The sequence below is a fragment of the Streptomyces sp. NPDC021019 genome (assembly GCF_044333295.1).
GTDB lineage: Bacteria > Actinomycetota > Actinomycetes > Streptomycetales > Streptomycetaceae > Streptomyces.
In genome coordinates, this window is the sequence record NZ_JBIRQR010000008.1 from 315,769 (window position 1) to 340,859 (window position 25,091).

General features: G+C 71.5%; 27 protein-coding genes. 11 read left to right on the forward strand and 16 right to left on the reverse strand.

The genetic code is table 11. From position 1 onward, the window contains the following. Nucleotides 1-73: 73 nt before the first annotated feature. The 4 genes from ACH4RG_RS32430 to ACH4RG_RS32445 all read right to left on the reverse strand — a co-directional run bounded on the left by ACH4RG_RS32430 (nt 74) and on the right by ACH4RG_RS32445 (nt 3,966). On the reverse strand, nt 74-568 hold the full coding sequence (locus ACH4RG_RS32430) for a LuxR C-terminal-related transcriptional regulator (protein ID WP_397923247.1): 495 nt from the start codon (nt 566-568) through the stop codon (nt 74-76). 417 nt (nt 569-985) lie between these two features. Further along, nucleotides 986-1,801 carry an ABC transporter ATP-binding protein gene (locus ACH4RG_RS32435; RefSeq protein ID WP_398540640.1) on the reverse strand — a complete coding sequence of 272 codons (816 nt, stop codon included), beginning with the start codon at nt 1,799-1,801 and terminating at the stop codon, nt 986-988. Continuing rightward, nucleotides 1,798-2,901, reverse strand: a complete 1,104-nt coding sequence (locus tag ACH4RG_RS32440; RefSeq protein WP_398540641.1) for a FecCD family ABC transporter permease — start codon at nt 2,899-2,901, stop codon at nt 1,798-1,800. Before ACH4RG_RS32440 ends, ACH4RG_RS32435 begins: the two co-directional genes overlap by 4 nt. Before the next feature lie 9 nt (nt 2,902-2,910). Then, the gene (locus tag ACH4RG_RS32445; protein ID WP_397923241.1) at nt 2,911-3,966 is read right to left on the reverse strand and encodes an ABC transporter substrate-binding protein; all 1,056 of its coding nucleotides are present in this window, start codon (nt 3,964-3,966) and stop codon (nt 2,911-2,913) included. Nucleotides 3,967-4,131: 165 nt separating this feature from the next. Here ACH4RG_RS32445 and ACH4RG_RS32450 point away from each other — a divergent pair, with 165 nt between their 5' ends. Next, the gene (locus tag ACH4RG_RS32450) at nt 4,132-5,841 is read left to right on the forward strand and encodes an ABC transporter ATP-binding protein (protein WP_397923239.1); all 1,710 of its coding nucleotides are present in this window, start codon (nt 4,132-4,134) and stop codon (nt 5,839-5,841) included. Beyond that, nucleotides 5,838-7,583 carry an ABC transporter ATP-binding protein gene (locus ACH4RG_RS32455; RefSeq protein ID WP_397923237.1) on the forward strand — a complete coding sequence of 582 codons (1,746 nt, stop codon included), beginning with the start codon at nt 5,838-5,840 and terminating at the stop codon, nt 7,581-7,583. The genes ACH4RG_RS32450 and ACH4RG_RS32455 overlap by 4 nt, the downstream gene beginning before the upstream one ends. Before the next feature lie 133 nt (nt 7,584-7,716). Here ACH4RG_RS32455 and ACH4RG_RS32460 read toward each other — a convergent pair whose 3' ends face one another. From ACH4RG_RS32460 to ACH4RG_RS32470, 3 genes are all read right to left on the reverse strand, one after another. Further along, nucleotides 7,717-8,343: a TetR/AcrR family transcriptional regulator gene (locus tag ACH4RG_RS32460; protein ID WP_397923235.1), complete on the reverse strand. Its 627-nt coding sequence runs from the start codon at nt 8,341-8,343 to the stop codon at nt 7,717-7,719. A gap of 292 nt (nt 8,344-8,635) precedes the next feature. After that, nucleotides 8,636-9,784, reverse strand: coding sequence for a DUF475 domain-containing protein (locus tag ACH4RG_RS32465; protein ID WP_397923233.1), 1,149 nt, complete (start codon nt 9,782-9,784; stop codon nt 8,636-8,638). A gap of 599 nt (nt 9,785-10,383) precedes the next feature. After that, entirely contained in the window at nt 10,384-10,749 is a 366-nt protein-coding gene (locus tag ACH4RG_RS32470) for a PKD domain-containing protein (RefSeq protein ID WP_398540642.1), read from the reverse strand. 265 nt (nt 10,750-11,014) lie between these two features. Here ACH4RG_RS32470 and ACH4RG_RS32475 point away from each other — a divergent pair, with 265 nt between their 5' ends. After that, nucleotides 11,015-11,461 carry a Rieske (2Fe-2S) protein gene (locus tag ACH4RG_RS32475; RefSeq protein WP_397923229.1) on the forward strand — a complete coding sequence of 149 codons (447 nt, stop codon included), beginning with the start codon at nt 11,015-11,017 and terminating at the stop codon, nt 11,459-11,461. Here the strand turns inward: ACH4RG_RS32475 and ACH4RG_RS32480 are convergent. Further along, the gene (locus ACH4RG_RS32480) at nt 11,448-12,128 is read right to left on the reverse strand and encodes a cysteine hydrolase (protein ID WP_397923227.1); all 681 of its coding nucleotides are present in this window, start codon (nt 12,126-12,128) and stop codon (nt 11,448-11,450) included. The two genes, ACH4RG_RS32475 and ACH4RG_RS32480, sit on opposite strands and share 14 nt — an antisense overlap. Nucleotides 12,129-12,303: 175 nt before the next feature. Here ACH4RG_RS32480 and ACH4RG_RS32485 point away from each other — a divergent pair, with 175 nt between their 5' ends. Then, the gene (locus tag ACH4RG_RS32485) at nt 12,304-12,774 is read left to right on the forward strand and encodes a pyridoxamine 5'-phosphate oxidase family protein (RefSeq protein ID WP_397923225.1); all 471 of its coding nucleotides are present in this window, start codon (nt 12,304-12,306) and stop codon (nt 12,772-12,774) included. Between the two features lie 39 nt (nt 12,775-12,813). Here ACH4RG_RS32485 and ACH4RG_RS32490 read toward each other — a convergent pair whose 3' ends face one another. Continuing rightward, a complete protein-coding gene (locus ACH4RG_RS32490) occupies nt 12,814-13,734 on the reverse strand; it encodes a LysR family transcriptional regulator (RefSeq protein WP_397923223.1) in 921 nt (306 codons plus the stop codon). Between the two features lie 74 nt (nt 13,735-13,808). Between ACH4RG_RS32490 and ACH4RG_RS32495 the strand changes: the two genes are divergently transcribed. Then, entirely contained in the window at nt 13,809-14,918 is a 1,110-nt protein-coding gene (locus tag ACH4RG_RS32495; RefSeq protein WP_398540643.1) for a DMT family transporter, read from the forward strand. On the opposite strand, the gene ACH4RG_RS32500 is transcribed toward ACH4RG_RS32495, so the two are convergent. Then, the gene (locus ACH4RG_RS32500) at nt 14,905-16,236 is read right to left on the reverse strand and encodes an aminotransferase class I/II-fold pyridoxal phosphate-dependent enzyme (protein ID WP_397923219.1); all 1,332 of its coding nucleotides are present in this window, start codon (nt 16,234-16,236) and stop codon (nt 14,905-14,907) included. The genes ACH4RG_RS32495 and ACH4RG_RS32500 overlap by 14 nt on opposite strands. Nucleotides 16,237-16,272: 36 nt before the next feature. Here ACH4RG_RS32500 and ACH4RG_RS32505 point away from each other — a divergent pair, with 36 nt between their 5' ends. Next, nucleotides 16,273-16,968 carry a pyridoxamine 5'-phosphate oxidase family protein gene (locus ACH4RG_RS32505; protein WP_397923217.1) on the forward strand — a complete coding sequence of 232 codons (696 nt, stop codon included), beginning with the start codon at nt 16,273-16,275 and terminating at the stop codon, nt 16,966-16,968. 84 nt (nt 16,969-17,052) lie between these two features. Here ACH4RG_RS32505 and ACH4RG_RS32510 read toward each other — a convergent pair whose 3' ends face one another. From ACH4RG_RS32510 to ACH4RG_RS32520, 3 genes are all read right to left on the reverse strand, one after another. Then, on the reverse strand, nt 17,053-18,012 hold the full coding sequence (locus ACH4RG_RS32510) for a DMT family transporter (protein WP_398540644.1): 960 nt from the start codon (nt 18,010-18,012) through the stop codon (nt 17,053-17,055). A 159-nt stretch (nt 18,013-18,171) separates the two neighbouring features. Next, nucleotides 18,172-19,203: an EamA family transporter gene (locus ACH4RG_RS32515; protein WP_398540645.1), complete on the reverse strand. Its 1,032-nt coding sequence runs from the start codon at nt 19,201-19,203 to the stop codon at nt 18,172-18,174. A gap of 111 nt (nt 19,204-19,314) precedes the next feature. Beyond that, nucleotides 19,315-19,857: a Clp protease N-terminal domain-containing protein gene (locus ACH4RG_RS32520; protein ID WP_397932643.1), complete on the reverse strand. Its 543-nt coding sequence runs from the start codon at nt 19,855-19,857 to the stop codon at nt 19,315-19,317. Nucleotides 19,858-20,104: 247 nt separating this feature from the next. On the opposite strand from ACH4RG_RS32520, the gene ACH4RG_RS32525 reads away from it, so the two are divergent. Both ACH4RG_RS32525 and ACH4RG_RS32530 read left to right on the forward strand, forming a co-directional pair. Continuing rightward, nucleotides 20,105-20,299 carry a hypothetical protein gene (locus ACH4RG_RS32525; protein ID WP_397923210.1) on the forward strand — a complete coding sequence of 65 codons (195 nt, stop codon included), beginning with the start codon at nt 20,105-20,107 and terminating at the stop codon, nt 20,297-20,299. A 79-nt stretch (nt 20,300-20,378) separates the two neighbouring features. Further along, nucleotides 20,379-20,810: an SRPBCC family protein gene (locus tag ACH4RG_RS32530; protein WP_397923208.1), complete on the forward strand. Its 432-nt coding sequence runs from the start codon at nt 20,379-20,381 to the stop codon at nt 20,808-20,810. A gap of 401 nt (nt 20,811-21,211) precedes the next feature. Here ACH4RG_RS32530 and ACH4RG_RS32535 read toward each other — a convergent pair whose 3' ends face one another. Both ACH4RG_RS32535 and ACH4RG_RS32540 read right to left on the reverse strand, forming a co-directional pair. Beyond that, nucleotides 21,212-21,601 (reverse strand): hypothetical protein, encoded by a 390-nt coding sequence (locus tag ACH4RG_RS32535; RefSeq protein WP_397923206.1) that lies wholly within the window; start codon nt 21,599-21,601, stop codon nt 21,212-21,214. Between the two features lie 35 nt (nt 21,602-21,636). Next, nucleotides 21,637-22,146: a hypothetical protein gene (locus tag ACH4RG_RS32540; protein ID WP_398163301.1), complete on the reverse strand. Its 510-nt coding sequence runs from the start codon at nt 22,144-22,146 to the stop codon at nt 21,637-21,639. Nucleotides 22,147-22,500: 354 nt separating this feature from the next. Between ACH4RG_RS32540 and ACH4RG_RS32545 the strand changes: the two genes are divergently transcribed. The 3 genes from ACH4RG_RS32545 (at nt 22,501) to ACH4RG_RS32555 (ending at nt 24,010) form a co-directional block, all read left to right on the forward strand. Further along, nucleotides 22,501-22,878: an RNHCP domain-containing protein gene (locus ACH4RG_RS32545; protein WP_397923204.1), complete on the forward strand. Its 378-nt coding sequence runs from the start codon at nt 22,501-22,503 to the stop codon at nt 22,876-22,878. A 26-nt stretch (nt 22,879-22,904) separates the two neighbouring features. Next, nucleotides 22,905-23,336, forward strand: coding sequence for an RNHCP domain-containing protein (locus ACH4RG_RS32550; RefSeq protein ID WP_397923202.1), 432 nt, complete (start codon nt 22,905-22,907; stop codon nt 23,334-23,336). 122 nt (nt 23,337-23,458) lie between these two features. Next, nucleotides 23,459-24,010 carry an FBP domain-containing protein gene (locus ACH4RG_RS32555; RefSeq protein WP_398163300.1) on the forward strand — a complete coding sequence of 184 codons (552 nt, stop codon included), beginning with the start codon at nt 23,459-23,461 and terminating at the stop codon, nt 24,008-24,010. Here the strand turns inward: ACH4RG_RS32555 and ACH4RG_RS32560 are convergent. Then, nucleotides 24,007-24,975: a helix-turn-helix transcriptional regulator gene (locus ACH4RG_RS32560; protein WP_398163299.1), complete on the reverse strand. Its 969-nt coding sequence runs from the start codon at nt 24,973-24,975 to the stop codon at nt 24,007-24,009. The two genes, ACH4RG_RS32555 and ACH4RG_RS32560, sit on opposite strands and share 4 nt — an antisense overlap. Nucleotides 24,976-25,091 lie beyond the last annotated feature (116 nt).

Consider the following 25,091-nt stretch of genomic DNA (forward strand, 5'->3'; position numbering starts at 1 on the left):
TCACTGCCCGTGCTTTCTCACGGTCACGGCGGATCATTTCCGGAGGCGGCGATCGCCCCCGCGTGCGGGCCGGTCAGGTGGACGCGTCCTCCCGGCGCTGGTGCTGGACCAGTCCCTGACGCATGGCCAGGACCACGGCCTCCGTACGGTCCGCGACGCCGAGCTTGTGGTAAACCATGTGCAGATGGGCCTTGACCGTCTGTTCGGTGATATGCAGGGCCCGGCCGATCCGGCGGTTGGACAGGCCCTGGGCCAGCAGATGGAGCACTTCCTCCTGACGCCGGGTGAGCGTCGGAGGCTTCTGGGTGGCGCCGGGCCGGGTGTCCCGGGCCCCGGCCTCGCCGGGGGAATCGCCCTCGGACCGCGTCAGCGGGCGCGGTGCTCCATGGGGCGTCGCCTGGGCCGGGACGCCGGGGGCGCCCCGGTGCCGCGGGGAGACCAGATCCTTGCGTGCGCGGCGTGCGACGTCACCGAGCTCCTGGAGAAGGATCAGCACTTCGTCGATCTGGACGATGGCCGCCTGGGCCTGGTCTGCATCCTGGCGTTCCGTTAACGGTATGACATTCACACGATCAACCATCGGGTGATTCGCCTTTCGTTTGGACGACGCATGGGAACGAGCGCTTCTGGCTTACGGCTTACGGCTTACGGCTTCATGAGAACAGCTTCACGATGCCGATGACTTCGCGTTATCCGAGGTGATCCGAGAGCGCCCCGGAAGGCCGGTTCGATGATGCTCATCGACAGGTGATCCGGAACCTGGAGGGAATTGTTACCACGGTTTCGACTGCCGTCAACAGGAGGGATCATGATGCTGAGACAGCCCTGACAGACCGCTGTGACGACCTGTTGCCGGATCGCCCGACCACCTCTGCGACGGGTCGTGAACGATATTTATGCGGCTACACCGCGGTGGTGTTTATGACGATGGTCACTGCTGAATTCCGCCCGGAACGCCGGTGGGGTGACGCCGTACGTAGGCTGCTCATCGATTCGCTGCCTCACCGAGCGCGGCGACCGGGGCGGCCGGGGCATTTTGGTGCGGTGAGAACGCGAGGAGCAGGCCGCCGGTGACCGGGTGGGTCAGATGGGTGCAGGTGACTCCGAAGACCGTCCGGACGAGCTCGGGGCTGAGTACCTCCGCCGGCGGGCCGTCCGCGACGATCCGCCCGCGGTGCAGAACGTAGAGCCGGTCGCAGTAGGCGGCCGCGAGATTGAGGTCGTGCAGCACGCACAGCGTCGCACGCCCCAGATCCCGTACCAGCTCCAGGAGTTCGAGCGCCGCGTACACATCGAGGTGGTTGGTCGGTTCGTCGAGGAGGAGCAGCGGGCTCTCCTGGGCCAGCGCACGCGCCACCAGGGCCCGCTGGCGTTCACCGCCGGACAGCGTGGAGAGCCTGCGGGCGCGGTGCTCCGCCAGGCGGACCCGCTCCAGTGCGGCGGTGACCTTCGCGTCCCCGCCCCCGGCTACCGACTCGAAGGCCCGGAGCCACGGTCCGCGCCCCATGGCCACGACTTCCTCCACGGTGAAGTCGAAGTCCGGGGTGCTGTCCTGGGCGACGAGCGCGGCCCGTCGGGCGACCTCGCGCTGGCTGAGGTCCGTGACGTCGTCCCCGGACAGGGCGACGCGGCCGGCGAAGGGGTCGAGCGCGCGGTAGACCGTACGCAGCAGCGAGGTCTTACCGCTTCCGTTGGGGCCGACGAGGCCGACGCGCTCGCCGTCGGCGACGGTGAGGTCGCACTCCATGACGATCGGGGCGGAGCCGATCCGGACGCCGACGCCGGACAGGGCGAGTCTCATGACGCCTCCGAGCGTCGCAGCAACCACAGGAATACCGGCGCGCCGAGCACAGCGGTGACGATCCCGACGGGCAGTTCCTCCGGACGGACGAGAACGCGGCAGAGCAGGTCGACGACGACGAGGTAGATCGCGCCGACGAACATGGCGACGGGAAGCAGCCGCCGGTGGTCCGGGCCCACGACCAGCCGTACGAGATGGGGAATGATGAGCCCCACGAAGCCGATCCCGCCCGACACCGCGACCAGGACGCCGGTCAGGAGCGAGGCGACGACCAGGAGATGGATGCGGACGCGGTGCACGGGGACGCCGAGCGAGAGCGCCGCGTCGTCACCGGCCGCGAGGGCGTTGAGCGTCCGGGACCGCGCCAGCAGATGGACGCCGACGACCAGCACGGCCGCCGCCGGCAGCACGAGATTCGACCACGACGACTCCGAGAGGGAGCCCAGCAGCCAGAACAGCACCGAGTGCGCCGCGTCCGCGTTGCCACTCCGGAAGATGACGAAGCTGGTGGCTCCGCTGAACAGGTAGGAGAGGGTGACCCCGGCGAGGATCAGGCGGCTCGGGATGACGCGGCCGGCGCGGCGTGACAGTCCGAGGACCGCGGCCATCGCCACGAGCGCGCCGACGAAGGCCGCCGCCGACGTGGAGAGCCCGGCCACCGCCACCGATCCGAGGGTGATGGCGATGGAGGCCATCAGTCCGGCGCCCGCGGAGACGCCGAGCACGTAGGGGTCGGCGAGCGGGTTGCGGACGGTCGCCTGGAGAGTGACACCGACGACGGCGAGCCCCGCCCCGACGACGGCGGCCAGCAGGACCCGCGGCATCCGCAGGTTCCACACGATCTGGTCGTCCATGACGCCGGGGGACGCCCCGAACCCGGTCAGGTGGTGGGCGATGACCCGGGTGACGGTTCCCAACGGCACACCGACGGATCCCACGGACACGGCCACGCAGACCGTGACGAGGAGGAGGGCGAGCAGCAGGGGGGCGACGACGGGGAGGGAGAGGGGCCGGCCGCGGCGGAGCGGAGTCGGCACGGGGCCGCCTCGCGGGCTCTCGTCGGCGCCGGTGACGAGCGTGCTGGATCTCTGCCTTTGCATCGCGGGCCCCTACTGCGAGCGGGACGGGATCGGGTGCAGGAAGCCCGCGATCTCGGTGACGCCCGACACCGGTCGCGTACTGCCGCGTGCTCCGGTCTTGGCCGCGTCGATGACGAGCACGCGCTCCTTCTTGACCGCTTCGACGGTGGGGAACGTGCGCTTCAGGAACGCGAGCGCCTCGTTCCGGCCCTTCTCCGTCGCGGTGAAGTCGTCGACGACGAGGGCCTCGGGGTCGCGCGCGACGATCTGTTCGGGGCTGACCGGGGCGAACTGGCCCGGCAGGTCGGCGAAGACGTTCGACCCGCCGGCCCGTTCGAGCACGTCGTTGGCGAGACCGCCGCTGGTCACGTAGAGCTGGCCGGCGACCTGTGAGAGCTCGGCGACCTTGCGCTCGGGCTCCTTCGCGGTCCTCCGGCGTACGGCGTCGAGTTCGCCGCGCAGCTCGTCGACCAGCTCGTGCGCGTGGTCCTCCACGCCGAAGATCACGCCGAGCTGGTGCAGGTCGGCGTCGAGCGCGTCCAGTCCGGAGGTGTCCGAGCGCAGGTCCGCGGCGCAACCGCCGCCGACCACGTAGGTCGCGATCCCCAGTTCCCTCAGTTCGGCGATGCTCGGGCTGCCCTGCTTGCCGGAGACCTTCTCGACCTGATCGGTGATCAGGAGGTCGGGCCTGGCGGCGATCAGCGCCTCGACGCCCGGATTGCGCGTCCCGAGACTCGGCAGCGCGGCGAGGCGCTCCTTCAGTTCGGGCGCGGGGGCGGACTCGCCGCGAGTCTTCGCGACGATCCGGTCACCGACGCCGAGCGCGAACAGGGTGTCGGCTATGGCGTCCGTGGTGATCGCCACCCGCTGTGGGACCCGGTCGAGCCGGACGGTGCGACTACAGGACTCGAAGGTGATGCGGCTCGCCTTGTCGTCCTGGCGTGGCCCCGCTTCGGCGCCGGCGCACCCGGTGACACCGACCGCCGTGAGGGCGACGACCGCGCAGACCACAGCGGCGTTGGGGCGGTGGGGAGCAGCGCGAGAGCGGCGGCTCGATGACAGAGGGTCGAAGTGCGGTCGGAACATGACGGGGCGTTCCCTTCGGTGAAGGCCGTGAGGGCGAGAGCCCGGACAGAGGGGCGTCCGGGATGACGTGCATGTTTATTGAATGAGCCTCAGTCGCCATGTTAGGGTACCCTAATGAAACGATCAACATCACAGACTCCGGGGCTGGCCGGGCCCGGCGCGTTAATGCGTCTGCTCGCCCCGATCAGAAACCATCTCGTCATCTGTGCGGTGCTCTCGTGCCTGAGCGCGGCGGCGGGGATCGTGCCCTACATCGCCGTGGCCGAGATCGCGCGGCTCATGCTCGACGACCCCACTCCGTCGCACACCGCCATCTGGACCTGGGTCGGCATCGGGGCCGCGGGCGCGGGCCTCTGGCTCGTACTGTTCGTGCAGTCCGCCCGGGTGGGGCACTACGCGGACGCGAAGATCCTGCACGACGTGCGGGTGCGGATCGTGACGCATCTCGGCAGGCTGCCGCTGGGCTGGTTCCGCTCGGTCGGCTCGGGCAAGGTCAAGCGGGCGATGACCGGTGACCTGGAGGAGATGCACGAGGTCATCGCGCACGCGCTGGGACAGCTGGTCGGAGCGACCACCGTGACGGCCGTCGCGACCGGCTATCTGCTCTTCGTCGACGTCCGCATGGCCTTGGTCGTGCTGGGTGTGCTCCTCCTGATGGGCGTCTTCTTCCGCATCTCGATGCGCTCCATGACAAGCCATATGAACCGGCTGGTCGCCGCCGACGCGCGCATCAGCGCCGCCAGCGTCGAGTACGCCGACGGGATCCAGGTGGTCAAGACGTTCGGCACCGGGGGCCGTGTCCTGCGCCGCTACGACGACGCCGTGGACGAGCACACCCAGGCGTTCGCGGCCTGGGTCGCCGAGGTGCGCCACAGCTCCGCGGTCTCGCGGCTGTTCGGCTCGGAGATGGCCGTCCTCACCGCCGTGGCGGCCGTGGGTCTGGTCCTCGTCGACCGCGGGTCGCTCGGCGTCGCCGACCTGGTGACGTTCCTGGTCGTCGCCATCGGGCTGCCCAACTCCATCCTGCCCGCGGTCACCGCCGCCCAAGGCGTGCGCAAGGGCCGGATGGGCGCGTCCAACATCGAGCAGCTGCTGTCGCGCACCCCGCTGCCCGAGCCCGAGACTCCGCTGACGCCCGAGGGCCACGGCGTCGAGTTCGACCGGGTCTCGTTCTCGTACGACGGGGTGACCAACGCGGTCGAGAACATCAGCGCCGTCTGTCCGCCGGGCGGGGTGACCGCCATCGTGGGCCCGTCGGGAGCCGGCAAGTCGACCCTGGCCGGCCTGCTGCCCCGCTTCCACGAGGTGTCGGAGGGGGCGATCAGGGTCGGCGGGGTGGACGTGCGCTCGATCCCGTCCGCGAAACTGCTGGCGTCGATGTCGCTGGTCTTCCAGGACGTCGCCCTGCTGCGGGACAGCGTGTCGGAGAACATCCGCATCGGCCGGCCCGGCGCGAGCGACGCCGAGGTCCGCGCGGCAGCGGAGGCCGCGCACATCCACGAGGTGATCGCGGGCCTGCCCGACGGGTACGACACGCTGCTCGACTCGGGCGGCGGCAGTCTGTCCGGCGGTGAACGCCAGCGGCTGACGATCGCGCGGGCGATCCTGTCCGGGGCGCCGATCGTCGTCCTCGACGAGGCGACGGCCGCGTTGGACGCCGACAGCGAATCCGCGGTCCAGGAGGCGCTGTCCAACCTGGCGGTGGGCAAGACGGTGATCGTGATCGCCCATCGGCTGCACACCATCGCGGGCGCGGCCCAGATCCTCGTGCTCGAGAACGGGCGGCTCGTCGAACAGGGCCGCCACGATGAACTGCTCGTCCGGGACGGGCTGTACGCCCGGCTGTGGGCGGCACAGGAAGGAGTGCTCGCGTGATCCGCCGCCTGTACCGACTCTGGCCGAATCCGAAGCTGCTGGCCCGCCTGTGGCTGCTCACCGCGGCGCAGGCGGTCCTGCAGGGTCTGCTGCTCGCTCTGCTCATCCCCATCCTGGACGCGGTCGTGCGACCCGAACCGGACGTCGGCGCGGCCACCCCGTGGTTGGTGCTCGGTGGGATCGGCGCGGCGCTGTACGCGGCCTTGAGCATCATCGCCACCCCGGTGGGCTTCGCGGCGGCGGGCGCGCTCGCGGCGCAACTGCGCCGACGGCTGATGCACCATGTGAGCACCCTGACGCTGGGCTGGTTCACCGCCGAGCACAAGGCCCGGCTCGCGCGCGGCGTGACCGCGGACGTCGGCAGCGCCGCCCATCTGGCCGTGACCATCGGCGGGCCCGTGATCACCTCGACGCTGCTGCCCGCGACGGTCGTCGTCGTGACGTTCACGGTCGACTGGCGGATGGCGCTGCTGCTGTGCGGGATCGCGCTGGTCGCCTACCTGGCCCTGCAGCGGGCCGCGCGCATCGCCGAGATCACCGAGGGCGAGCTGGAGCAGGCGGCGGCCGGGGTGGCCAGCCGGGCGATCGAGCTGGGTCAGGCCCAGCCGGTGCTGCGCGCCGCAGGCCACGCCGAGGGCACGCCCCGGATGCGCGCCGCGCTGGAGGACCATCGCGAGACCTACCGCGACGGCATGCGCCGTGCGCGGCAGCCGTTCTTCGTCTACACCGGCGTGATCATGGCCGGGTTCGTCGCGGTGCTCGCCCTGACCGCCGAGCTGATGCTCAGTGGGCGCATCGAGGTCGCCACCGCGATCGTGCTGCTCGTGCTCGCCGCCCGCTTCCTGGAGCCGCTCGGCAATCTCATCGACCTCATCGGCGCGCTGCGGGCGTTGCGGAACCAGATCGGGCGCATCGAGGAGTTGCTGTCCACTCCGGCTCTGCCGGTTCCGGCCGAGCCGGTACGCCTGATCACCGAGGCCGACGTCGAGCTCAGGGACGTCACCTTCACCTACCCGGGCGGCGACACCCCCGCTCTGAAGAACGTGACCCTGCGCTGCCGGCCGGGCACCACCACCGCCCTGGTCGGGCCATCGGGGTCCGGGAAGACGACGGCGACCCGGCTCATCGCCCGGTTCTTCGACGTCGACTCGGGCCAGGTGCGCGTGGGCGGCGTCGATGTGCGCGAACTCGACCCGAGCACCCTGCTCGACGAGATCGCCATCGTCTTCCAGGACGTCTACCTGTTCGACGACACCATCGAGGACAACCTGCGCCTGGCACGCCCGGACGCGACCTGGGACGAGTTGCGGGAGGCCGCCGCCGCGGCACGGCTCGACGAGGTGATCGAGCGGCTTCCCGCCGGCTGGCAGACCCGGGTGGGCGAGGGTGGCGCGCAGTTGTCGGGCGGCGAACGCCAGCGCGTCGCGATCGCCCGGGCGATGCTCAAGCGGGCGCGGATCGTCCTGGTGGACGAGGCCAGCTCCGCCCTCGACCCGGAGAACGAGGCCGCGGTCACCCGGGCCATCGCCAACCTCGGCGACGACCCCGACCGCACGGTGATCGTGATCGCCCATCGTCCCGCCACCCTGGCCACGGCGGACCATGTGGTCTCGCTGGACGACGGCCGGGTCGTGGAGGCCGGCACCAGGGACGAACTGCTGCGCGCCGGTGGGGCGTTCTCACGGCTGAGCTCACAGTACGAGCGGGCCCGTCACTGGCGCATCGCCCCGGTGAACGGCTGACCGGCGACACGTGACGGATCCCCGGAGAACAACCCACCGGCCCCCCGTCGCCCGAACCGCACCGCTGCCGTCGCCCCCCGCCCAGGGGGTCGACGGCAGCGGTGTACCGGTTCTCGGTGCACGGGACCGGCGCTCAGACCTCGGCGCGCAGGTAGCGGTGGGCGAGGTCGGTGATGTCGGCGATGAGTCCCTCGGCCAGGCGGTCGATGTCCTCGGCCTCGTGATGCAGCAGCGCGTGGGTGGCGCCGTACCAGGCGCTGTAGATCAAGAGCGCCGCCATGGCGGGGTCCGGGGCGTCCGCCGGCGGGTCGGGGCGCTCGGAGATGAGCTGCCGGAACGCTTCGACGTGCGCGTTCGTGGGACTGACCTCGATCTCCGTCGACGCGTTGATCGGAGTGTGGCCGTACAGCACATCGTGCAGTTCGGCATGTTCCAGGTAGACGCGGACCGCATCACTGAGCCAGGCGTCCACGCGTCCGACCCAGTCGTCGGCGGGAAGGCTCCGCACCGCCGCGTTCTGCCGCTCGACCAGCCGATCGATGAAGCGGGCCTGTACCGCGAGCATGATCTCGCGCTTGGAGCTGAAGTAGAGGTAGAAGGTGCCGATCGCGATACCCGCGCCCTCAGCGATCTCATCGATCCGAGCAGCGTCGATGCCCCGCTCGACGAACACCCTCTCGGCCGAGTCCAAAAGGTCGGCACGCCGCTCCTCGGCGGGTTTGGTTCGCGGGCGTCCAGGGGTGATACGGCGCACACTCATTCCATGGAGTCTACGTGTTCGGCGGCGGTTACAGGCCACTGGGGCCCGGCCGGCAAGCCGGTCGGCCCGCTCCGGGCAGACCGCCGACGGCGCCGCGCCCCCGCCACCGGATTCCGGCCCGAAGTGAGCGCGGTGACCGAGGGTGGTCGCCGCCGGACGAGGCCACCGGGGTCCCATGCCGATGGCCTCGTCATCACCACCAAGGACGGGGTGACCCGTCCCGGTCCAAACGCCTCGCAGCCCAACGGCCGGCCCGGGTTTCCGCGCGAGCCGGACCGCGGTCCGCGCCGGCTCAGACGCCGGAGGGGACCTCGGCCTTCTCGGGAGGACCCGTCTGCTCCCCTCCGTCCGCCGCCAGCCTGCGATTGCGGCGGACGGAGGACCAGAAGGACCCGGCGATCAGCAGGACACCGATGAGACCGGTGACCACTTCGGGGATCTGGTAGCGGATGGAGATCATGAGGATCACGGCCAGCGCGCCGATCGCGTAGTGCGCGCCGTGCTCCAGGTAGACGTAGTCGTCGAGGGTGCCCTGGCGGACGAGGTAGACCGTCAGCGAACGGACGTACATGGCGCCGATTCCGAGGCCGAGCGACATCAGGACGATGTCGTTGGTGATCGCGAAGGCAGCGATGACGCCGTCGAAGGAGAAGGACGCGTCCAGGACCTCCAGGTAGAGGAACATGAAGAACGCGGCCTTGCCGGCCATCAAAACCACCGGAACCTTCCGGCCACTCCTCCTGGCCTCTTCCTCGGCCTCGTGCTCGCGCTCCTCTTCCTCCTCCAGCTTGTTCTCGAAGTAGCCGGAGAGACCGCCGACGACGAGGTACGTGATGAGACCGAAGACGCCCGAGAGGAGGACCGTCGCCGCCTTGTCGACATGCAGGCCGCCGTGCTGGTGGGCCTGGGTCGCGAACGTCATGGCACTGATCGCCAGGACGATCAGGGCGATACAGACCGACACCATGTCGATCTTGCCGAACTTGGCCAGCGGGCGCTCCAGCCAGCCGAGCCACTTGATGTCACGGTCCTCGAAGATGAACTCGAGGAAGATCATCAGCAGGAACATGCCGCCGAAGGCCGCGATCGACGGGTGGGCGTCGGTGACGAGCTGTTCGTAACGCTCGGCATCGTTGATCGCGAGGTCCACGGCCTCGACCGGGCCGACCTTGGCGCTGATCGCCACGATCACGACGGGGAAGACCAGCCTCATGCCGAAGACGGCGATGAGCACACCGATGGTGAGGAAGATCCTCTGCCAGAAGGCGTTCATCTTCTTCAGGATCCCGGCGTTGACCACGGCGTTGTCGAAGGACACCGAGATCTCGAGAATGGACAGGATCGCCACGATCCCGAAGGCCGCCCACCCCCCGTACAGCACCGCCACGACGAGGCCGAGCGCGGTCACCGCGAACGACCAGCCGAACGTCTTCAAAATCACTGTCTACCCCATCATCTGTGCGGGGCTCCCCCGCGGGCCGCACCTGGCTTTACCGAACACTGATCGGAGTCTAGAGCGAAACCTCGGCACCCTGACACGTACAGGCCAAGCCCCACGGGCTTTCGCCGATGTCGGACCAACGCCGCGCCCGCACCACGCACATGAGGCGCACCAGCCACCGGACGTCCTCGCAGGCCGTCTCCGCCTGGCCATGACCTTCACGGGACTCCCCCATGTCCGAGTGGCTTCCCCCTTGGGGGACGGCGTCATGTACCCACTGCGCAGCCCTCCGAAGGCGCTTCGGTGCCCAGCAGGTTCGCGCCGGTCATCGCCGCGCTTCACTGGACCGCACCCTCCGCCACGTCGCCGCCGACGACGGAAGCCGTGATCGAAAGAGGTACAGGAGCGGCGCCGTCGCGCCCGCCCAACGGAACGGGACGTCACCGCCCGACTCCCGAACTCGCGGCGCAGCCGGGGCCCTTGCGGCCGGACTGACTCGCGCTCACCCAACCGACCTCGCCGAGGCCCCCGGGAACCGCCCCGCCTCGGTCAGGCGTCGGTAGGGATTCGGCACACGAGTCGGCTGGCCTCACAGCCGTTCAACGCGACTGAGACGGATCGGGGAACCCGTGCGCATCACCGCAACGGCACGAAGAGTCCGCAGGGGTCTGGCGACCTTCGCCGCCACCGCCGCTCTCGTCGGCGCCGGAGCCGGTCGCGCCGTCGCCGAACTTCCAGGCGTACGAGGCGATGTCGCCGTCCGGGTCGCTGGAGGCGGAGGCGTCGAAGGAGCAGGCCGGGGTGGAGGTGGAGCACTGGGTGGTGAACGCGGCCACCGGCTTGCCCGGTTCGGACGGTCCGCCGCCGAGGTCGGTGACGTCCAGGAGCCTGTTCGGGGAGGAGGACCCGGGGGCAGGTGACGACACGATGGCGGGCTTCTGTGCCTTCCTGGCCACCCAGTCCACGCCCGCGACGATCTGCGACGTCGAGCCCCTGCCCTGATCGCGTCGAGCAGGGCGTGCCGTTCCTCGGTCCGTCCGACCAGCACCAACGCGGACTCCCCTGACGGCGGCGGCAGAGGTCGGCGAAACTACCCCCGGCCGACGGGGCCGTCCAGCGGCATCCGACCTCGCGGGATCGCGGCGTGAACATCGTTTCGCCGGGGCACGTACCCCTGACCGAAGTGACCGAGCCGGGAACGACAAGAAGACCGACGAGGGCTATGCCGCGATGAGCGCAACACAGGAGCGCCGGAGCCTCCTCGGACGCCGCACGGTCGTCGCCGCGGTGGGAGCGGCCGGAGCGGCCGCCGCCCTCACCGCGTGCGGCGGATCGGACGGTTCGGGAAGTTCGGACACGGTCGAGCAGCCCGGGAGCGGCGGGAAGGGTGGAGAGGTGCTCGCCGCGACCGCGGACATCCCGGAGGGCGGCGGAGTCGTCTTCGCCGCGGAGAAGGTCGTGGTGACCCAGCCGCGGCCGGGCGAGTTCAAGGCGTTCTCGTCCGCGTGCACCCATCAGGGCTGTGCGGTCCAGGACGTCTCGGACGGCACGATCACGTGCCCGTGCCACGACTCCACCTTCGACGCCGCCACGGGCAGCCCGACCGGCGGGCCCGCCACGCGACCGCTGCCCGCCCGTGAGATCACCGTCGAGGGCGACTCGATCAGGCTGGCGTAGCCGCTTCCTGCCCCGGCCCCTGCCCGCGCGGTCGCTTCCAGCCGCCGAGTACGGCGTCCGTGGTGGTGACGGTGGCGACGAGGGCGAGCGTGTTGCGGACCATCGCGGGGGTGTACTCGGCGGGTACCCCCGCGATGGCGTCGGCCGGGACGACGGCCGTGTAGCCGAGGTTGACCGCGTCGAAGACGGCGTTGGGGATCGCGATGTTGGCCGATACGCCGGTGACGACGAGCGTCCGGCAGCCGAGGTTGCGCAGCAGCGGGTCGACGTCGGTACCGGCCAGCGGCGAGAGGCCGTGCAGCCGGCGGACGACGAGGTCCTCGTCGGCCACCTCGATGGGGGCCGCGATCCGGACGGCGGTGCTGCCGGTGTGCTGCTGGACGGGCAGCCGGGCGGCGGCCCGGAAGAGCCGGGCGTTGTGGTTGCCGCCGCGACCGTCGGGCCGGCTCTCGGCGACCGCGTGCATCACCTGGACCCCATTTCCGTGGGCGGCGACGACGAGGCGGGCGATGTTGTCGAGCGCGCCCGACGAGCGTGCTGCGGCGGCGAGTTCGGGCAGGGCGCTCTCCGGCCCGACGACGCCCTGCTGGCACTCGACGGTCAGCAGGACGGTGGTGGCGTGGTCGAGCAGTTCGGTGAGCCGCTCCTGTGATGACCTCGACTCCACGGGCGCTCCTCCCCTTCTCGGTGACCGCCGCCCGGGAGTACGGGCTCCTCGGGACGGACTTCCGTGAACGGACTTCCGTGGACGGACCGGGCGCGCGACAGTAGCGGCCATTGCGTCAGGAAGGAAGAGCGCCCATGATTTCTGACACTCAGTCATATGAGGGGAGAGGGCGACCATGACCGACACCCAGCGACGAGGCCGCCGGATCATGATGACGCCCGGGGAGCGTGACGCCTATCTCGGCGAACAGCGCACCTGCCGGGTGGCGACGCTCGGCCCCGACGGCGCCCCGCACGTCGGCGCCCTGTGGTTCGTCTGGGACGGCGGCTCCCTCTGGCTGTACTCCATCACGCGCAGCCTGCGCTGGTCCCAGCTGCGGGGGGACGCCAGGATCGCCGTGGTCGTGGACGACGGCGAGGGGTACGAGGAGCTGCGCGGCGTGGAGCTCACCGGCCGGGCGGAGTTCGTCGGCGAGGCGCCCCGCACGGGCGAGCCCTGTTCCGAACTCGTGGAGCCGGAGCGGCTGTTCCCCGCCAAGTACTTCGGCATGGCGGAGATGCCGCACGACGGACGGCACGCGTGGCTGCGGCTCATCCCGGAGACGATCACGTCCTGGGACTTCCGCAAGCTCGCCGATCTCGACTGAGCTTCCGCCCGCGGCCACAACGCCCCCGACCTCCGGAGCTCATCCGCCGTCCGCCGCCCCACCCGCCCCCGCCCCCGCCGCCCGCAGCGCCTTCACCGCGGCGCGGACCGACGGCCGACGGTCCGCGTCCGTGCGCCAGACCGCGTGGACATGCCGCCGCATGGTCTGCCGCACGGGCACCAGCCGCACGCCTTCGGGGACCGGACCGCGCCCCAGCCGAGGAGCCACGCAGACGCCAAACCCGGCCGCGATCAGCGCGAGTTGTGTGTGGTGCTCACCCGCCAGATGGGCGATGCGGGGCTCGATGCCGCGGGAGCGCAGCGTGAACATCAGCCACTCGTAGCAGAATTCGCCCTCGGGCCAGGACACCCACGGGTCGTCCGCGAAGTCCTCCAGCGCCACCTCGTCACGGTCCGCCAGCGGATGCCCGGCCGGCATGGCGATGTCCGGCGCGTCGTCGAGGAGTTCGGCCTTGGCCAGCCCGCCGGGCACGGGCAGCCGCTTGTTGCTCCAGTCCAGCACGACGGCCAGGTCGACGTCTCCGCGGAGCACCGCGCGCAGCCCCTGTTCGGGCTCCAGCTCCCGGGTGCGGACGGCGAGATCGGGGTGGTCCGCGCGCAAGGCCGTGAGCATCGCGGGGAACAACCCGCGGGCCGCCGTCGGGAAGGCGCAGATCCGTACCTCGCCGACGACCTCGCCGCGCTGTGCCTCGATGTCGGACTGGGCCAGCTCCACCTGCGACAGGATCCGCGCGGCGTGGTCCGCGAGCAGCCGGCCGGCGTCGGTGAGCCGGACGCCTCGGCCGTTCTTGGCGAGCAGCCGCTGCCCGACCTCACGCTCGAGCTTCGCCAGTTGCTGCGAGACCGCCGAGGTCGTGACGTGCAGCCCGTCGGCCGCCCCGCTCACCGAGCCGTGCCGGGCGAGGGCGTCCAACGTGCGCAGCCGCTCCAGGTTCAACATGTAAGCGATGCTACGCGAACAAGCACAGAAAGATTCGCTTGTCCTACGATGTCATCTTCGTCAGGGTTGACCTCATGAGCGCTACCTGCGAGCCGACGGTCACGACCCCGGCGTCAGCACCTCCCCCGCCGCCTCCTCCGGCGGCCCCGATCGCGCCCGCCGTGCGGTGCCCCGCCCTCGACTGGCGGATCCGGTTCGCGGGGCTCTCGCTGATCTGGGGGTTCAGCTTTCTGCTGATCAAGGTCGGGACCGAGGGCTACGCCCCGTTCCAGGTCACCTTCGGTCGGCTGCTGGCCGGTACGGCGGTGCTGGTCGCCGCCATGGCGATGCGCCGGGATCGGCTTCCGCGCTCCGCCCGGACCTGGGGGCACCTCACGGTCGCGGCGCTCCTCCTCAACGCACTGCCGTTCTCGCTCTTCTCCTACGCGGAGCTGACGATCCCCTCGACGCTGGCCGGGATCTGCAACGCGACCTCGCCACTGTGGGGCATGGCGCTCTCGGTGATCGCCCTGTCCGAGGACCGCCCGACCCGCCGCCGGGTGGGCGGTCTCGGCGTCGGCTTCCTCGGCGTCCTCACGGTGCTGGGCGCCTGGCAGGGGTTCTCCGGCCTGGACCTGCCGGGTACGGGCATGGCGCTGCTCGCCTCGTTCTGCTATCCGGTCGGCTGGATCTACGTACGCCGCACCCTGGCCGGAACCGGGTCGTCGACGCTGGCGCTCACGGGCAGCCAGCTCTTCCTCGGTACGTTGCAACTGGCCGTGGTGACCCCGCTGTTCACCTCGGCGCCAACGTCCTATCCGCTGCTCCCGACGCTCTCGGTGATCGCCCTGGGCGCGCTCGGCACGGGCCTCGCCGTCCTGCTCCAGTACGGCCTGGTCCAGGAGGTCGGCCCGACGACGGCCCAGATGGTCACGTACTTCATTCCGGTGATCGCGACGGCGGCAGGCGTCGCACTGCTCGGCGAACAGCTGAGCTGGAACACCCCGGTCGGGGCGCTGATCGTCCTCGTCGGGGCGGCCCTCACCCAGAGCCGGGCCCGCCCTGCCGCCGCACCGGAGCCCGCGGGGGCTCCTGCCGCCGCCCCACCGGGGCCCGCGGCCGTTCCGGTCGCCGCCCCACCGGAGCCGGCGGCGGACCGAGCCCTGCCGCCGGACGCCGACGCCGTCGGTCTCAGCCGTAGCTGACCGGCCGTGCGGTGGCCGCGGCCGCGGCCACCGCGTCCGCCAGGGGCCCGATGTCCGCCGCGGTCAGCGGGGAGACGGTGAGCCGCACCCCCTGAGGCGTGTCCAGCCGGAAGCGTGCGCCCGGGGCCGCCGCCCAGCCCGCGTGGAGCAGCCGGGCGACGGCCCCGGTCTCGTCGCTCACGGGCACCCACACGTTCATCCCGCTACGGCCCCGGGCACTCACGCCACGCTCCGCCAGCGCACGGATGAGCGCGTCCCGGCGGTCCCCGTAGGAGCGTGACACCGCACGAGTGTCGACGGCCCCCGAGGTCCACAACTGGAGCACGGCACGCTGGAGCAGCCGGCTGACCCAGCCGGGCCCGAGCCGCTGCCGCCCCGCCACCCGGTCGACCGTGACGGCGTCCCCGGTGAGCGTGGCCACCCGCAGATCGGGGCCGTACGCCTTGGCCGCCGAACGGATGAACGCCCAGTGGGCCGTCACCCCGGCCAGCGGGTGCAGCGGCAGGTCGACGATGGCGTGTCCGTGGTCGTCCTCGATCAGCAGCACCTCCGGGTAGCGCCCGAGGACCGCGCGCAGCTCCCGGGCGCGCGGCGCGTCCAGGGACGCGCCGGTCGGGTTCTGCGCCCGGTCGGTGACGACCAGGGCCCTCGCCCCCGCCCGCAGCGCCCGCTCCACATCCGCGGGCAGCGGTCCGGAGTCGTCCACGCCGACCGGCACGGCGCGCAGCCCGAGCGCCGGTACGAGGTCGAGCACGCTGCCCCAGCCGGGGTCCTCCACCGCCACCGCGTCACCCGGCTTCAGGTGTGCCGCGAGGACCCGCTCGATCGCGTCCAGCGCTCCGGACGTCACGGCGACCGGCCCGGCGGGCACCCCGTCGGCGTCCAGCGCGGCGCGGGCGTACGCGGCGAACTCCGCGACCACCGCCGCCTGCCCGTACAGACCATGGCTCTCCGCGTCGGCCGCGGCGGCCGCCGCGAGCGCCGGCCCGAGGTCGGGCAGCAGCTCCGGATCGGGATTGCCCTCGCCGAGGTCCCGTACGCCCGGAGGCGCTTCGATCCGCAGCGACCCGCGCGACGTGCTGGCCGGGGCCGGACGCACCCGGCTCCCCCGCCGACCCGCCGTTTCGATCACGCCGCGCTCGCGCAGCGTCCGGTAGGCGGCGGCCACGGTGTTGGGGTTGACCTCCAGACGTGCGGCCAACTCCCGCATGGGGGGCAGCACCTGACCCGGCGGAAGGTCTCCGGTGCCGACCCCGCGCTCCACGCTGGCGGCGATCTCCGCTGCGCGCCGCCCACTGATCCGATACTCTCCTAGCACAAACAATAGTATGCACTAGTGCAATGGAGTCAGCAAATGCAGCACACCGCAATGCCCGACGGCACGGGCTCCGGCGTCGCCGCCCCCTACCTGCCCACCGACCGCACGGTGCCCACCCGGTCCAAGGAGCGCGCCTCCTACGACCGCGAGCTGGTCCACTCCATCCTCGACGAGGCCTACCTCTGCCACCTGGGCTTCGTGCGCGACGGCGCCCCGGTCGTCCTGCCGACCCTCTTCGGCCGGATAGGAGAGCGGCTGTACGTCCACGGTTCGACGGGCTCACGACCGCTGCGCTCGGCGAGGAGCGCCGACCCGGGGCTGCCGGTCTGCCTGACGGTCACCCATGTCGACGCCCTCGTGCTGGCCAGGTCCGCCTTCCACCACTCGATGAACTACCGCTCGGTGGTGGTGCACGGCACGGCCGTGACGGTGACCGACCCCGAGGAGCGACGGCTCGCCCTGGACGCGATCGTGGAACAGGTCGTGCCCGGCCGCTCCCACGACTCCCGGCCGGCCGACGCCAAGGAGCTCGCCGCGACGGCGGTGATCCGGCTGGACCTGAACGAAGTGTCCGCGAAGGTCCGCACCGGCGGGCCCAACGACGAGCCCGAGGACAGCACCCTCCCCCACTGGACCGGCATCGTGCCGCTCACCCGGGGCTACGCGGCGCCGGTCCCCGCGGACGACATGGATCCGGCCATCGCCGTACCCGACTACCTGTCCGCGCTCTGACGGAGACCGCGGCGGCACACCGACCGGGGCCGCGGCGGCCATGTCCGCCGCGACCGGCACCCGCCGCCCCGCCGGGCGGGGTAGTCACACGGGCAGGGCCTGCCGCCGACGGGCCGCCGCCGCGTCGCGCGCCTCCGCGAGGGCCAGTCCCGCCACCGCGGACAGCAGGAGCAGCGTGCCGAGGACCGTGGCCGCCGTCAACCGCTCCCGCAGGACGGTCACCGCGATGACGGCCGCGCTCACCGGCTCCAGCAGCATGATCACCGAGACGGTGGCCGATCGGACGGCGGCCGCCCCGGCGAAGTACAGCGCGTAGGCGAGCGCCGTGGGGATCGCGGCCACATAGACCAACAGCCACAGCACCTGCCCGGTCTCTGCGGTGTGCGGCACCAGCCCCTCGGCCATGGCCATGGGCAGCAGGCCCACCGCTCCGATGCCGAACGCCCAGGCGCTGGTGGTCAGCGCGTCACCGCCGCCGCCGTCGCGCCCGAGCCAACGGGTGAGCAGCGTGATGGCCGCGTACCCGGCGGCGGACAGCAGCGCGAGCAGCACCCCGGCCGGCACGACGTCGCCGCCCTCGCCGCCCAGGACCAGCACGACGAGCCCGGTCAGCGCGCCGGTCACGGCGACCAGGCCGCCCCGGCCGAGGCGTTCGCCCAGCAGCAGACGCGCCCCGACGGCGATCAGGACGGGCCCGGCGCCGAGCGTGACGACGGTGCCGACGGCGAGGCCGGTGACCTCGACGGCCGCGAAGTACGCGGTCTGGAACAGGGTGAGACCGATGCCGGTACCGAGAATCCGGAGCAGTCGGCGAGGCCGGGGCTCGGGCACCCGGGGCGTCCGGCGGGGGCGCAGTGCGAGCGCCCCGGCCAGCAGGAGAAGACCGCCCCCGCAGCGCCAGAAGGACAGGGCGAGGGGGCCGAGATCACTGACCCGGAAGATCAGGGACGCGGCCGCGCCTGCGGTGCCCCAGGCGACTCCGGCGACGACCAGATACAGCATGCTTCGCCCGACGGGCAACGCGGAAGCAACAGGGATGGACATACGACTTCTCCAGAGGAGGACAGGGTGGCAGGTCGCTCGGCTCCGCACGCGGGCAGCGACGAGCCGCTCGGGGACTGCCCGAGCCCGGTCTTCGTCAGGAGTGGCCGCCCGCGCTAGGCGGCGGGGGGCGGCAGCACAGTCAGATGCATGGCCGTCACACTAATGCGGGGCCCGGCCGCCGGACAACTCGCCCTCGGCGACGCCGGCCACCGCTCCGGCACCGGCACCGGAGGCGACGGGACCCGACGGGGGCTTCGGCGCGGCGGACTGAGCGATGAACGCGCCGGTCAGCACCACGAATCCGCCGATGAGCTGCGGTGCGGAGAGATGCTCGCCGAGCAGCACCCAGGCCAGTCCGGTCGCGATGACCGCTTCGAGGCAGGCGACGACTCCGGCCACCTGGGGCGAGAGCAGCCGGACCGAGACGACCCCGGTGACGTACGCGAGCACGGTGGCGAGCAGCACGATCCAGCCGAGCAGCAGCCAGGCGGGGACCTCGTCGCCGTTCATGCCCGCGCTGCCGCCCAGCAGCGACCAGTCCATGCCCCAGGGGCGGGCGACGACGGTGAGGACGGCCGCGCCGACGATCAGTCCGTACGCGATGACCCCGACGGGGTGCGGAGGCCCGGCGTGCTTGCCCCCGCCGTCCCGGCCGTCCTGCCCGCCGTGGTCGGAGAGAACGAAGTAGCCGACCTGGCAGCAGGCCGCGCCGAGGGCGAGCAACAGGCCGAGCAGGTCGAACTTGAGCCCGGACCAGACCTCGACGACACACGCCAGGCCGCCGACCGCCAGCACCACCCCGACCGCGGCGGCCCGGGTGACGGGCCTGCGCTGCACGAAGCGGACCCAGCCGAGGACCAGCGCGGGTGCCAGGTATTCCACCAGGAGCGCCACACCGACCGGGATACGGGAGATGGAGGCGAAGTAGAAGGCCTGGACCCCGGCCACCGCGAACAGGCCGAACCCGGCCAGCAGCGCGGGGCGTTCCCGTACGAGATTCCGGTGTCGCCAGGCGACCGGGAGCATGATGACGGCGGCGCCCGCGACGCGTAGCCAGACCACGTGCAGCGGGTCGAGCCCCGCCTCGATCAGCGGCTTGGCCGCCACTCCCGAACCGCCGAACGCGAAGGCCGAGACCAGTGCGAGGCCCAGCCCGGCACTTCTGCCCTGAAATCCCGAAGACGCTTGCATCGGCACATCATGGCAGCAGTCGACAGCACCGTCACCCCCATGACACCTGTCGAGACGGCCCTCCGGCCGCGCCCGGGGAAGGGGGGCGAGGGATCACCGTCATGGGGCGGCTCACGCGTGTCGCGCCGCCTCGGCCGCGAGCACGACCACCCGGTCCGCCAGCCACCGCGCGTCCACGCCCCCGCGGGCGAGCACCTCCACCGCACGGCACTCGGTGTCGGCCGCCAGGGCGGCGAGCAGATCGAGGCCGGCGGCACGCGCTTCGCCGCGCGACGCCGCACGGTACAGCGCGCCCTCCATCGCGGCGAGGGCCGAGGGCGACCAGCCGTCGACCGCCGGGTCGCGCACCACCGGAACGGCGCCGGAATCCTCGACGGAGCCCTGCCAGCGGAGCCCGTAGCCGATGCTGCGCTGGACGAGATAGCCGAGCACCTTGGCCAACTGGGACCCGCCGTCGAAGGCCTCGCGGACCTCGGGGTCCGTCTCGATCAGCGAATGCAGGAGGTGGGCGGTGTCGATCTGCCGGTCACCGTCGCGCAGGGCGCGCCTGCGCGCACCCGTCAGCACCGATGCCAGCTCCACGGTGAAGCGGGCATCGTTCTCGGTGTGGTTCGGTGCGGGCTGGTCAGGCATGCGCGGCGTCCGGTTTTGCACACCTCTACCCCATCAGTCCCTCGGCCGAAGGGCATCCCCGGAGCGACCCATTGGGCATCCCACCGAAGTTGGGGACACCGGAGCCGTCCGTCATCCTTGCGGATGAGATCGTGCCGAACGGCACAACCATGACGGTCCGGAGCGCGCGCCGCCTTGCGTCTCACGCCCCCGCGGCAACCGCAGGCCCCCGCGCACACGTCCCCCACGCCACACGGACGCGGCGGGAGCGGAAGGGGAGGAGGAACGGGTGTTCTGGATGGTCGCGCTGCTCGCCCAGGACGGGCTGCAGTACGTCTACCGCGTGTACGCACCCGACGACGCCCTGCCCGCCGATCTCTTCTGGTCGGCCTTCCACTGCCACGACGAGGGCCCGCACCCCCGCGCGTCGGACAGGTTCGACTCCGCGACGATCTGGTGGAACAGGCAGCCCCAACAGATCTGACGGGTCATCAGTATTGAATGTTCGGGCGGCCCCCGCTACCTTCCGCGACACCGAAACCGGACGAACCAGGGGTGGTCGCATGGCTGAAGTCAGCGCCGAGGCACGCATCGAGGCGCCCGCCGGGAAGGTCTGGGGCCGTCTGACGGACTTCTCGTCGTACGGGGAGTGGAACGCCACCCACACCAGCTTCCCCGAGGGCGGCCCGGCCGAGCTGGAGCTCGCGGCCACCTACGAGGAGAACATGAAGCTCATGGGCTTCCCCGCCGAGGTGATCTGGACGGTCGACGGCCTTGAGGAGGGCCGCCTGCTGGCGACCCGGGGCAAGGGGCCGATGGGGGTCAACCTGGCCATGCGCTACTCCCTGACCCCGGAGGGGGACGCCACGACGATGCGCATCGACGGGGAGTTCACCGGTGCGGCGGTCTCACTGATGGGCGGCAGGCTCAAGGACTCCGCGACGGCGGCGCTCCAGGAGTCGCTGCGCAAGCTCGCCGGGCTCGTCACCTCCTGACCACGCCCACGCGGCACGTCCCGACCACGCCACGCGGCACGCGAGAGACCCCGCGGAACGATCCCGCGCCGCACATCCGCCGCACCCTCCACTCTCGGCTTCACGCGCATCGCGCGGGAACGCGAGCGGGAAGCCCTGGCCTGCTACCGGGTCACGCTCGCCCGAACCCGGACGGTCGGCCGCCCCCCGGTGCGGAGTCGGAGGATCTCGGCGGCCTCGCGGTGCACGGAACGCGTCCCCGGTCGCCATCGAGCCGGGCAACCACGCTGCTCGAGGCGGCCGCGTGCCACCGCCACGCTCACCTGCTCGCCGCCATCGTCGAGCCGCGCGGTGAGCTGGGGCGCCCCCCAGCTACCTGTAGCGGGCGTTCAGGGGCGCGGTCGTCCCGGAAGGCTGCGCGGTCAGCGCCGGCCGCCGCCCATGCGGCGGTCGTCGGCCAGTCCGGTCAGCGGGCCGAACTCGCAGGCAAGCTCGTTCCACGTCAGAACCTCGCCACAGCGGGCCGGGAACTCCTTCGGGTCGAACTCGGGCATGGTCCAGGTGCCAGTGCCCCGGTCCCGCAGCCACAGGTCCCCGTCACCGTCGACCACAGTCGGCGGGACCGGTACGGGCTCGGCCTGCTCGGTGGGCTCCCAGGTGACCCGGCCCGGGTGGGAAACGCGGCGCAGCTCGGTGGTGGCCAGCCGCGCGGCCACCTCACGGGTGGACTCTTCGGCCTCCTTGACCGACGCGAGTCGAAATGCGTCGTCAAGTACGGGCAGGGCTGGATTCTTGCTGCGCTTTGAACTCATACGCTGACTACCTCCGGCAGAGGGCGCCACATCCGTTATGGCACCCCGTGGAGGAACACGGTATCCGAGGCGGGAGCCGGTCCGGCTACGACCACTGTCCAGGTGGAGTCGCTGGGTCGGTGCTCGCCTCCCCGGGCCTTGACGGTTGCTCCGGCAGTGGACCTGAAGCGATGGGCACTCATCGATCGCGTGCGGTCGCGGTGCGGGCAGCCGGTGATGCGCTTGCGTTCAACTGCTTGTTCAATGTGCCCCTTCCCCAAGGGCGCACCTTTATGAGCACCTTTATGGGCGCCTTCATGGGCACCTTTATGGGCACCTTTATGGGCGCCTTCATGGGTGGGCTGGCAATCCGTCTCCGGAAGGCGGCAGGAGGCACGGAAGTTGTGCGCGACGAACACCTCCCCGTGGTCGCAGACGATCATCTCCGGGACGATCAACGGCTTGGCCGCCGTGTGCTCCACGTGTTCGTCCAGGGACAGCAGACGGCGGTGCGGCACCATCGTCAGGACGTCGGCCCGGCCCGGACGCATCAGCTCCGGAGACACGACTCCGCTGCGCACACGGTGCGGCGGTGCCCGGAAATAATCACTGGCCCCCCGACCGAGCCGTGGTTACGCTGACGGCGTTCCTCGGTCTGTTCTGGGCTTCCGTGCCCTGGAAAAGAGAGATTTTTATGTTCCGGCCCGCGCCGCGCGCGCCTCGCTGCACCGTCTGACCAGTAGTCCGCCTTTCCGCTGCCGTCCCTCTCGGACGGCGTCCGGACGTGACTCTCCGGTGCACTGAATCAGCCCCTGCCTCCGCCCGCGCGCATGTCGCGCCGTACGGGGTGGGCGTCTTCGTCGAGGCCGCTCGGCCTGCTCTTGCTGTCATCACAGACTTCCCAGCAAGGAGCGCCCCGGGTGTCCAGCACCAACAGAACTCTCTCCAGCACGCCACGCACCACCCTGAACAGCGCTTTCTCCTGCGCGTGGTGCGGCCGGACCGTGTCCGTCGCCGACGACGGCGCACGGCGCCACCACTGCCCGTCGTGCCTGCAGTTCCAGCACGTTCTCGACCCCGCCGACGGCGGTTCCGGTGACTGCGGGGGCCGCATGTCGCCGATCGCCGTCGCCGTGCCGCGTACGGGCGGCTGGGTGGTCATTCACCGTTGCGTGCGCTGTGACGAGCTGACCTCCCACCCCACCCGCACGGACGACAACCAACTCATCCTGATGCGGTTGGCCGTCCGGCCACTGGCGCAACCCCCCTTTCCGCTCGAAGCGTTCGGCGACCTCTGAACCGGAAGGAGAGGAGAGGACCGGACATGCCGAGACGAGCGAAGAACACCCGTCGCCGTGCCCGGGCCGCACGCCGGCCGCAGCGGTACAAGGACGTCCTGCACAGCGAGGGAGGGCACCGGGGAGACGCTTTCCGGTGCACGGGCTGCCGACTGGACGTGTCCCTGGAAGCCCCCGGCACCCGGCACCGCAATCACTGCCCGAACTGCCTGGTCAGCCTGCACGTCGACCGGCGGGTGCCGGGCGACCGGGCTGCGGACTGCCACGCCCGGATGGAAGCCCTGGGCATGTCGGTCAGGCCCGACGGCGAGTGGATGATCATCCACCAGTGCGTGTCCTGCGGCGAGCTCAGCGCCAATCGCATCGCCGGTGACGACAACGCCCTGGCTCTGGTGCGCCTGGCGCTCAAACCCCTGCGGGACCCCGGCGTCGCCCATCGCATGCGACTCACGCCGTGACCCGGCCGTCCCGCGCGGCGCCGTGGCACACGGCGCCCACCACCCCCGCGCCTTGACGCTCGGGGTTCCCACCCCCCGCCCCCCTACAGATCGCACCCGTGTGCGACGCACAAGGAGAAGCCATGCTCCCCATGACCAGGGAAGAGGTGCGCGGCGCGATCGTGAACCTGGACCCGGCCGCGAAGAAGGTCCGCCTGCCGGCCCGGTTCGACGACGTCCGATGGCACCGGATCGACTACCTCGGCTGGAGAGACCTGCGCGCCCCGGCCCACGCCTACCTCGTCACCGAGGTCGACGGCCGAGCGCGGGGAGTACTGCTGCGCCAGGCCCCGAGCGACTCGGCGCGCGGTTCGCGCGCGGTGATGTGCGACCTGTGCCGGTTCGCCCGCCGCTTCAACGAGGTCTCGCTGTTCACCGCCCAACGCCCCTCACGTGACAAGCGCGAACGCCTCGACGCGATCGGTCTCCTCCTGTGCACCGACCTCGACTGCGCGGTGAAGGTGCACGGCAAGCCGGTCCGCGAGACCTTCGACCGTCCGGTCGACGAGATCATCGCCTCGCGCCGGGAGGGCCTGCGCTCGCGCACGATCGCCTTCGTCCGTTCGGTCGCTGAACCGCGGCGGGCCCCGATCGGCAAGACACCCCCTGGGTTCCGAAGCGGGGCCGCGCGCTAGGTTCCGTACCGGGCGGCGAGCGCGACGGCGACGTCGCGCAGGGCGCTGCGCAGGGACTGCGGGGCCAGGGCCTCCGCATCCGTACCGAGACGCCACAGAGCCCATTCGGCGTGCCGTGCGTCCTGGAAGGTGACTTCCAGCCGTGGCCAGCCGTCCGCGTCGGGATCTTCCGCGCGGACGGCCAGCACGGTGCCCAGCAGTTCCTCTCGCCGCGCCGGATTCACCCGTACCAGCGCGGTGACGTGGTCGCCGCCGGCTAGGAATCGCGCGGAGCGGTCCCGCCAGATCCGGTCCAGGTCGACCCGGTTCGGCCGCTCGGCCGGTTCGGGCAGTTCCTCGGCGGCCAGCACCCGTGACAGCCGGTAGGTGCGGTCCGCGCCTGATCTGGTGGCCAGCAGGTAGCCCCGGTCCCGTACGGTCACCAGGCCGATCGGGTCCACCGTGCGCCACTGCGGCGCCCGGTCCGTGGCCGCGTAGTGGATGCGCAGTTTGCGACCGGAGAGCACGGCCCGGCGGACCTCGATCATGGTGGTGCCCGATACCTGGTCCATGGCCGGCCGCCGCGAGAGGAGGTCGGTCTCCGGGTCGACGAGAAACCGCTGGGCGGCGTCGCTCGCGGCGGCCTGATGGCTTTCGGGCAGCGCGTCGACCACCTTCCGCATGGCCGAGGCGAGCGCCGGCCCGAGGCCGAACAACTGCTCCCCGCGTCCCGATCCGGCGGCCAGCAGGGCGAGGGTCTCGTCGTGGTTCAGCCCGGTGAGCTCGGTCCGGAAACCGGGCAACAGGGCGAACCCGCCGTGCCTGCCGCGTTCGGCGTAGACCGGAACTCCGGCCGCGGACAGTGCCTCGATGTCGCGCAGCACGGTACGGGTGGACACCTCCAGCTCACGGGCCAGCGTGTCGGCGGTGAGCCGACCACGCTGACGCAACAGCAGTACCAACGAGACCAATCGGTCGGCGCGCATGCGGGAACGGTAGCGAAATACATGACCAAGGGTGTCGTCTTTTGTTGGCAGGCTCCCCCGTACGACGTCGAGGCCGGCGACCGCCGGGCCGACGGACCTCCGTACTCCCATGAAAT

Bases quoted from the DNA above. Each gene is read 5' to 3' on its own strand.
- ACH4RG_RS32435 (WP_398540640.1), bottom strand. From the start codon at position 1,801: ATGAGACTCGCCCTGTCCGGCGTCGGCGTCCGGATCGGCTCCGCCCCG.
- ACH4RG_RS32440 (WP_398540641.1), bottom strand. From the start codon at position 2,901: ATGCAAAGGCAGAGATCCAGCACGCTCGTCACCGGCGCCGACGAGAGC.
- ACH4RG_RS32445 (WP_397923241.1), bottom strand. From the start codon at position 3,966: ATGTTCCGACCGCACTTCGACCCTCTGTCATCGAGCCGCCGCTCTCGC.
- ACH4RG_RS32450 (WP_397923239.1), top strand. From the start codon at position 4,132: ATGCGTCTGCTCGCCCCGATCAGAAACCATCTCGTCATCTGTGCGGTG.
- ACH4RG_RS32460 (WP_397923235.1), bottom strand. From the start codon at position 8,343: ATGAGTGTGCGCCGTATCACCCCTGGACGCCCGCGAACCAAACCCGCC.
- ACH4RG_RS32475 (WP_397923229.1), top strand. From the start codon at position 11,015: ATGAGCGCAACACAGGAGCGCCGGAGCCTCCTCGGACGCCGCACGGTC.
- ACH4RG_RS32485 (WP_397923225.1), top strand. From the start codon at position 12,304: ATGACCGACACCCAGCGACGAGGCCGCCGGATCATGATGACGCCCGGG.
- ACH4RG_RS32490 (WP_397923223.1), bottom strand. From the start codon at position 13,734: ATGTTGAACCTGGAGCGGCTGCGCACGTTGGACGCCCTCGCCCGGCAC.
- ACH4RG_RS32495 (WP_398540643.1), top strand. From the start codon at position 13,809: ATGAGCGCTACCTGCGAGCCGACGGTCACGACCCCGGCGTCAGCACCT.
- ACH4RG_RS32505 (WP_397923217.1), top strand. From the start codon at position 16,273: ATGCAGCACACCGCAATGCCCGACGGCACGGGCTCCGGCGTCGCCGCC.
- ACH4RG_RS32510 (WP_398540644.1), bottom strand. From the start codon at position 18,012: ATGTCCATCCCTGTTGCTTCCGCGTTGCCCGTCGGGCGAAGCATGCTG.
- ACH4RG_RS32515 (WP_398540645.1), bottom strand. From the start codon at position 19,203: ATGCAAGCGTCTTCGGGATTTCAGGGCAGAAGTGCCGGGCTGGGCCTC.
- ACH4RG_RS32530 (WP_397923208.1), top strand. From the start codon at position 20,379: ATGGCTGAAGTCAGCGCCGAGGCACGCATCGAGGCGCCCGCCGGGAAG.
- ACH4RG_RS32535 (WP_397923206.1), bottom strand. From the start codon at position 21,601: ATGAGTTCAAAGCGCAGCAAGAATCCAGCCCTGCCCGTACTTGACGAC.
- ACH4RG_RS32550 (WP_397923202.1), top strand. From the start codon at position 22,905: ATGCCGAGACGAGCGAAGAACACCCGTCGCCGTGCCCGGGCCGCACGC.
- ACH4RG_RS32555 (WP_398163300.1), top strand. From the start codon at position 23,459: ATGCTCCCCATGACCAGGGAAGAGGTGCGCGGCGCGATCGTGAACCTG.
- ACH4RG_RS32560 (WP_398163299.1), bottom strand. From the start codon at position 24,975: ATGCGCGCCGACCGATTGGTCTCGTTGGTACTGCTGTTGCGTCAGCGT.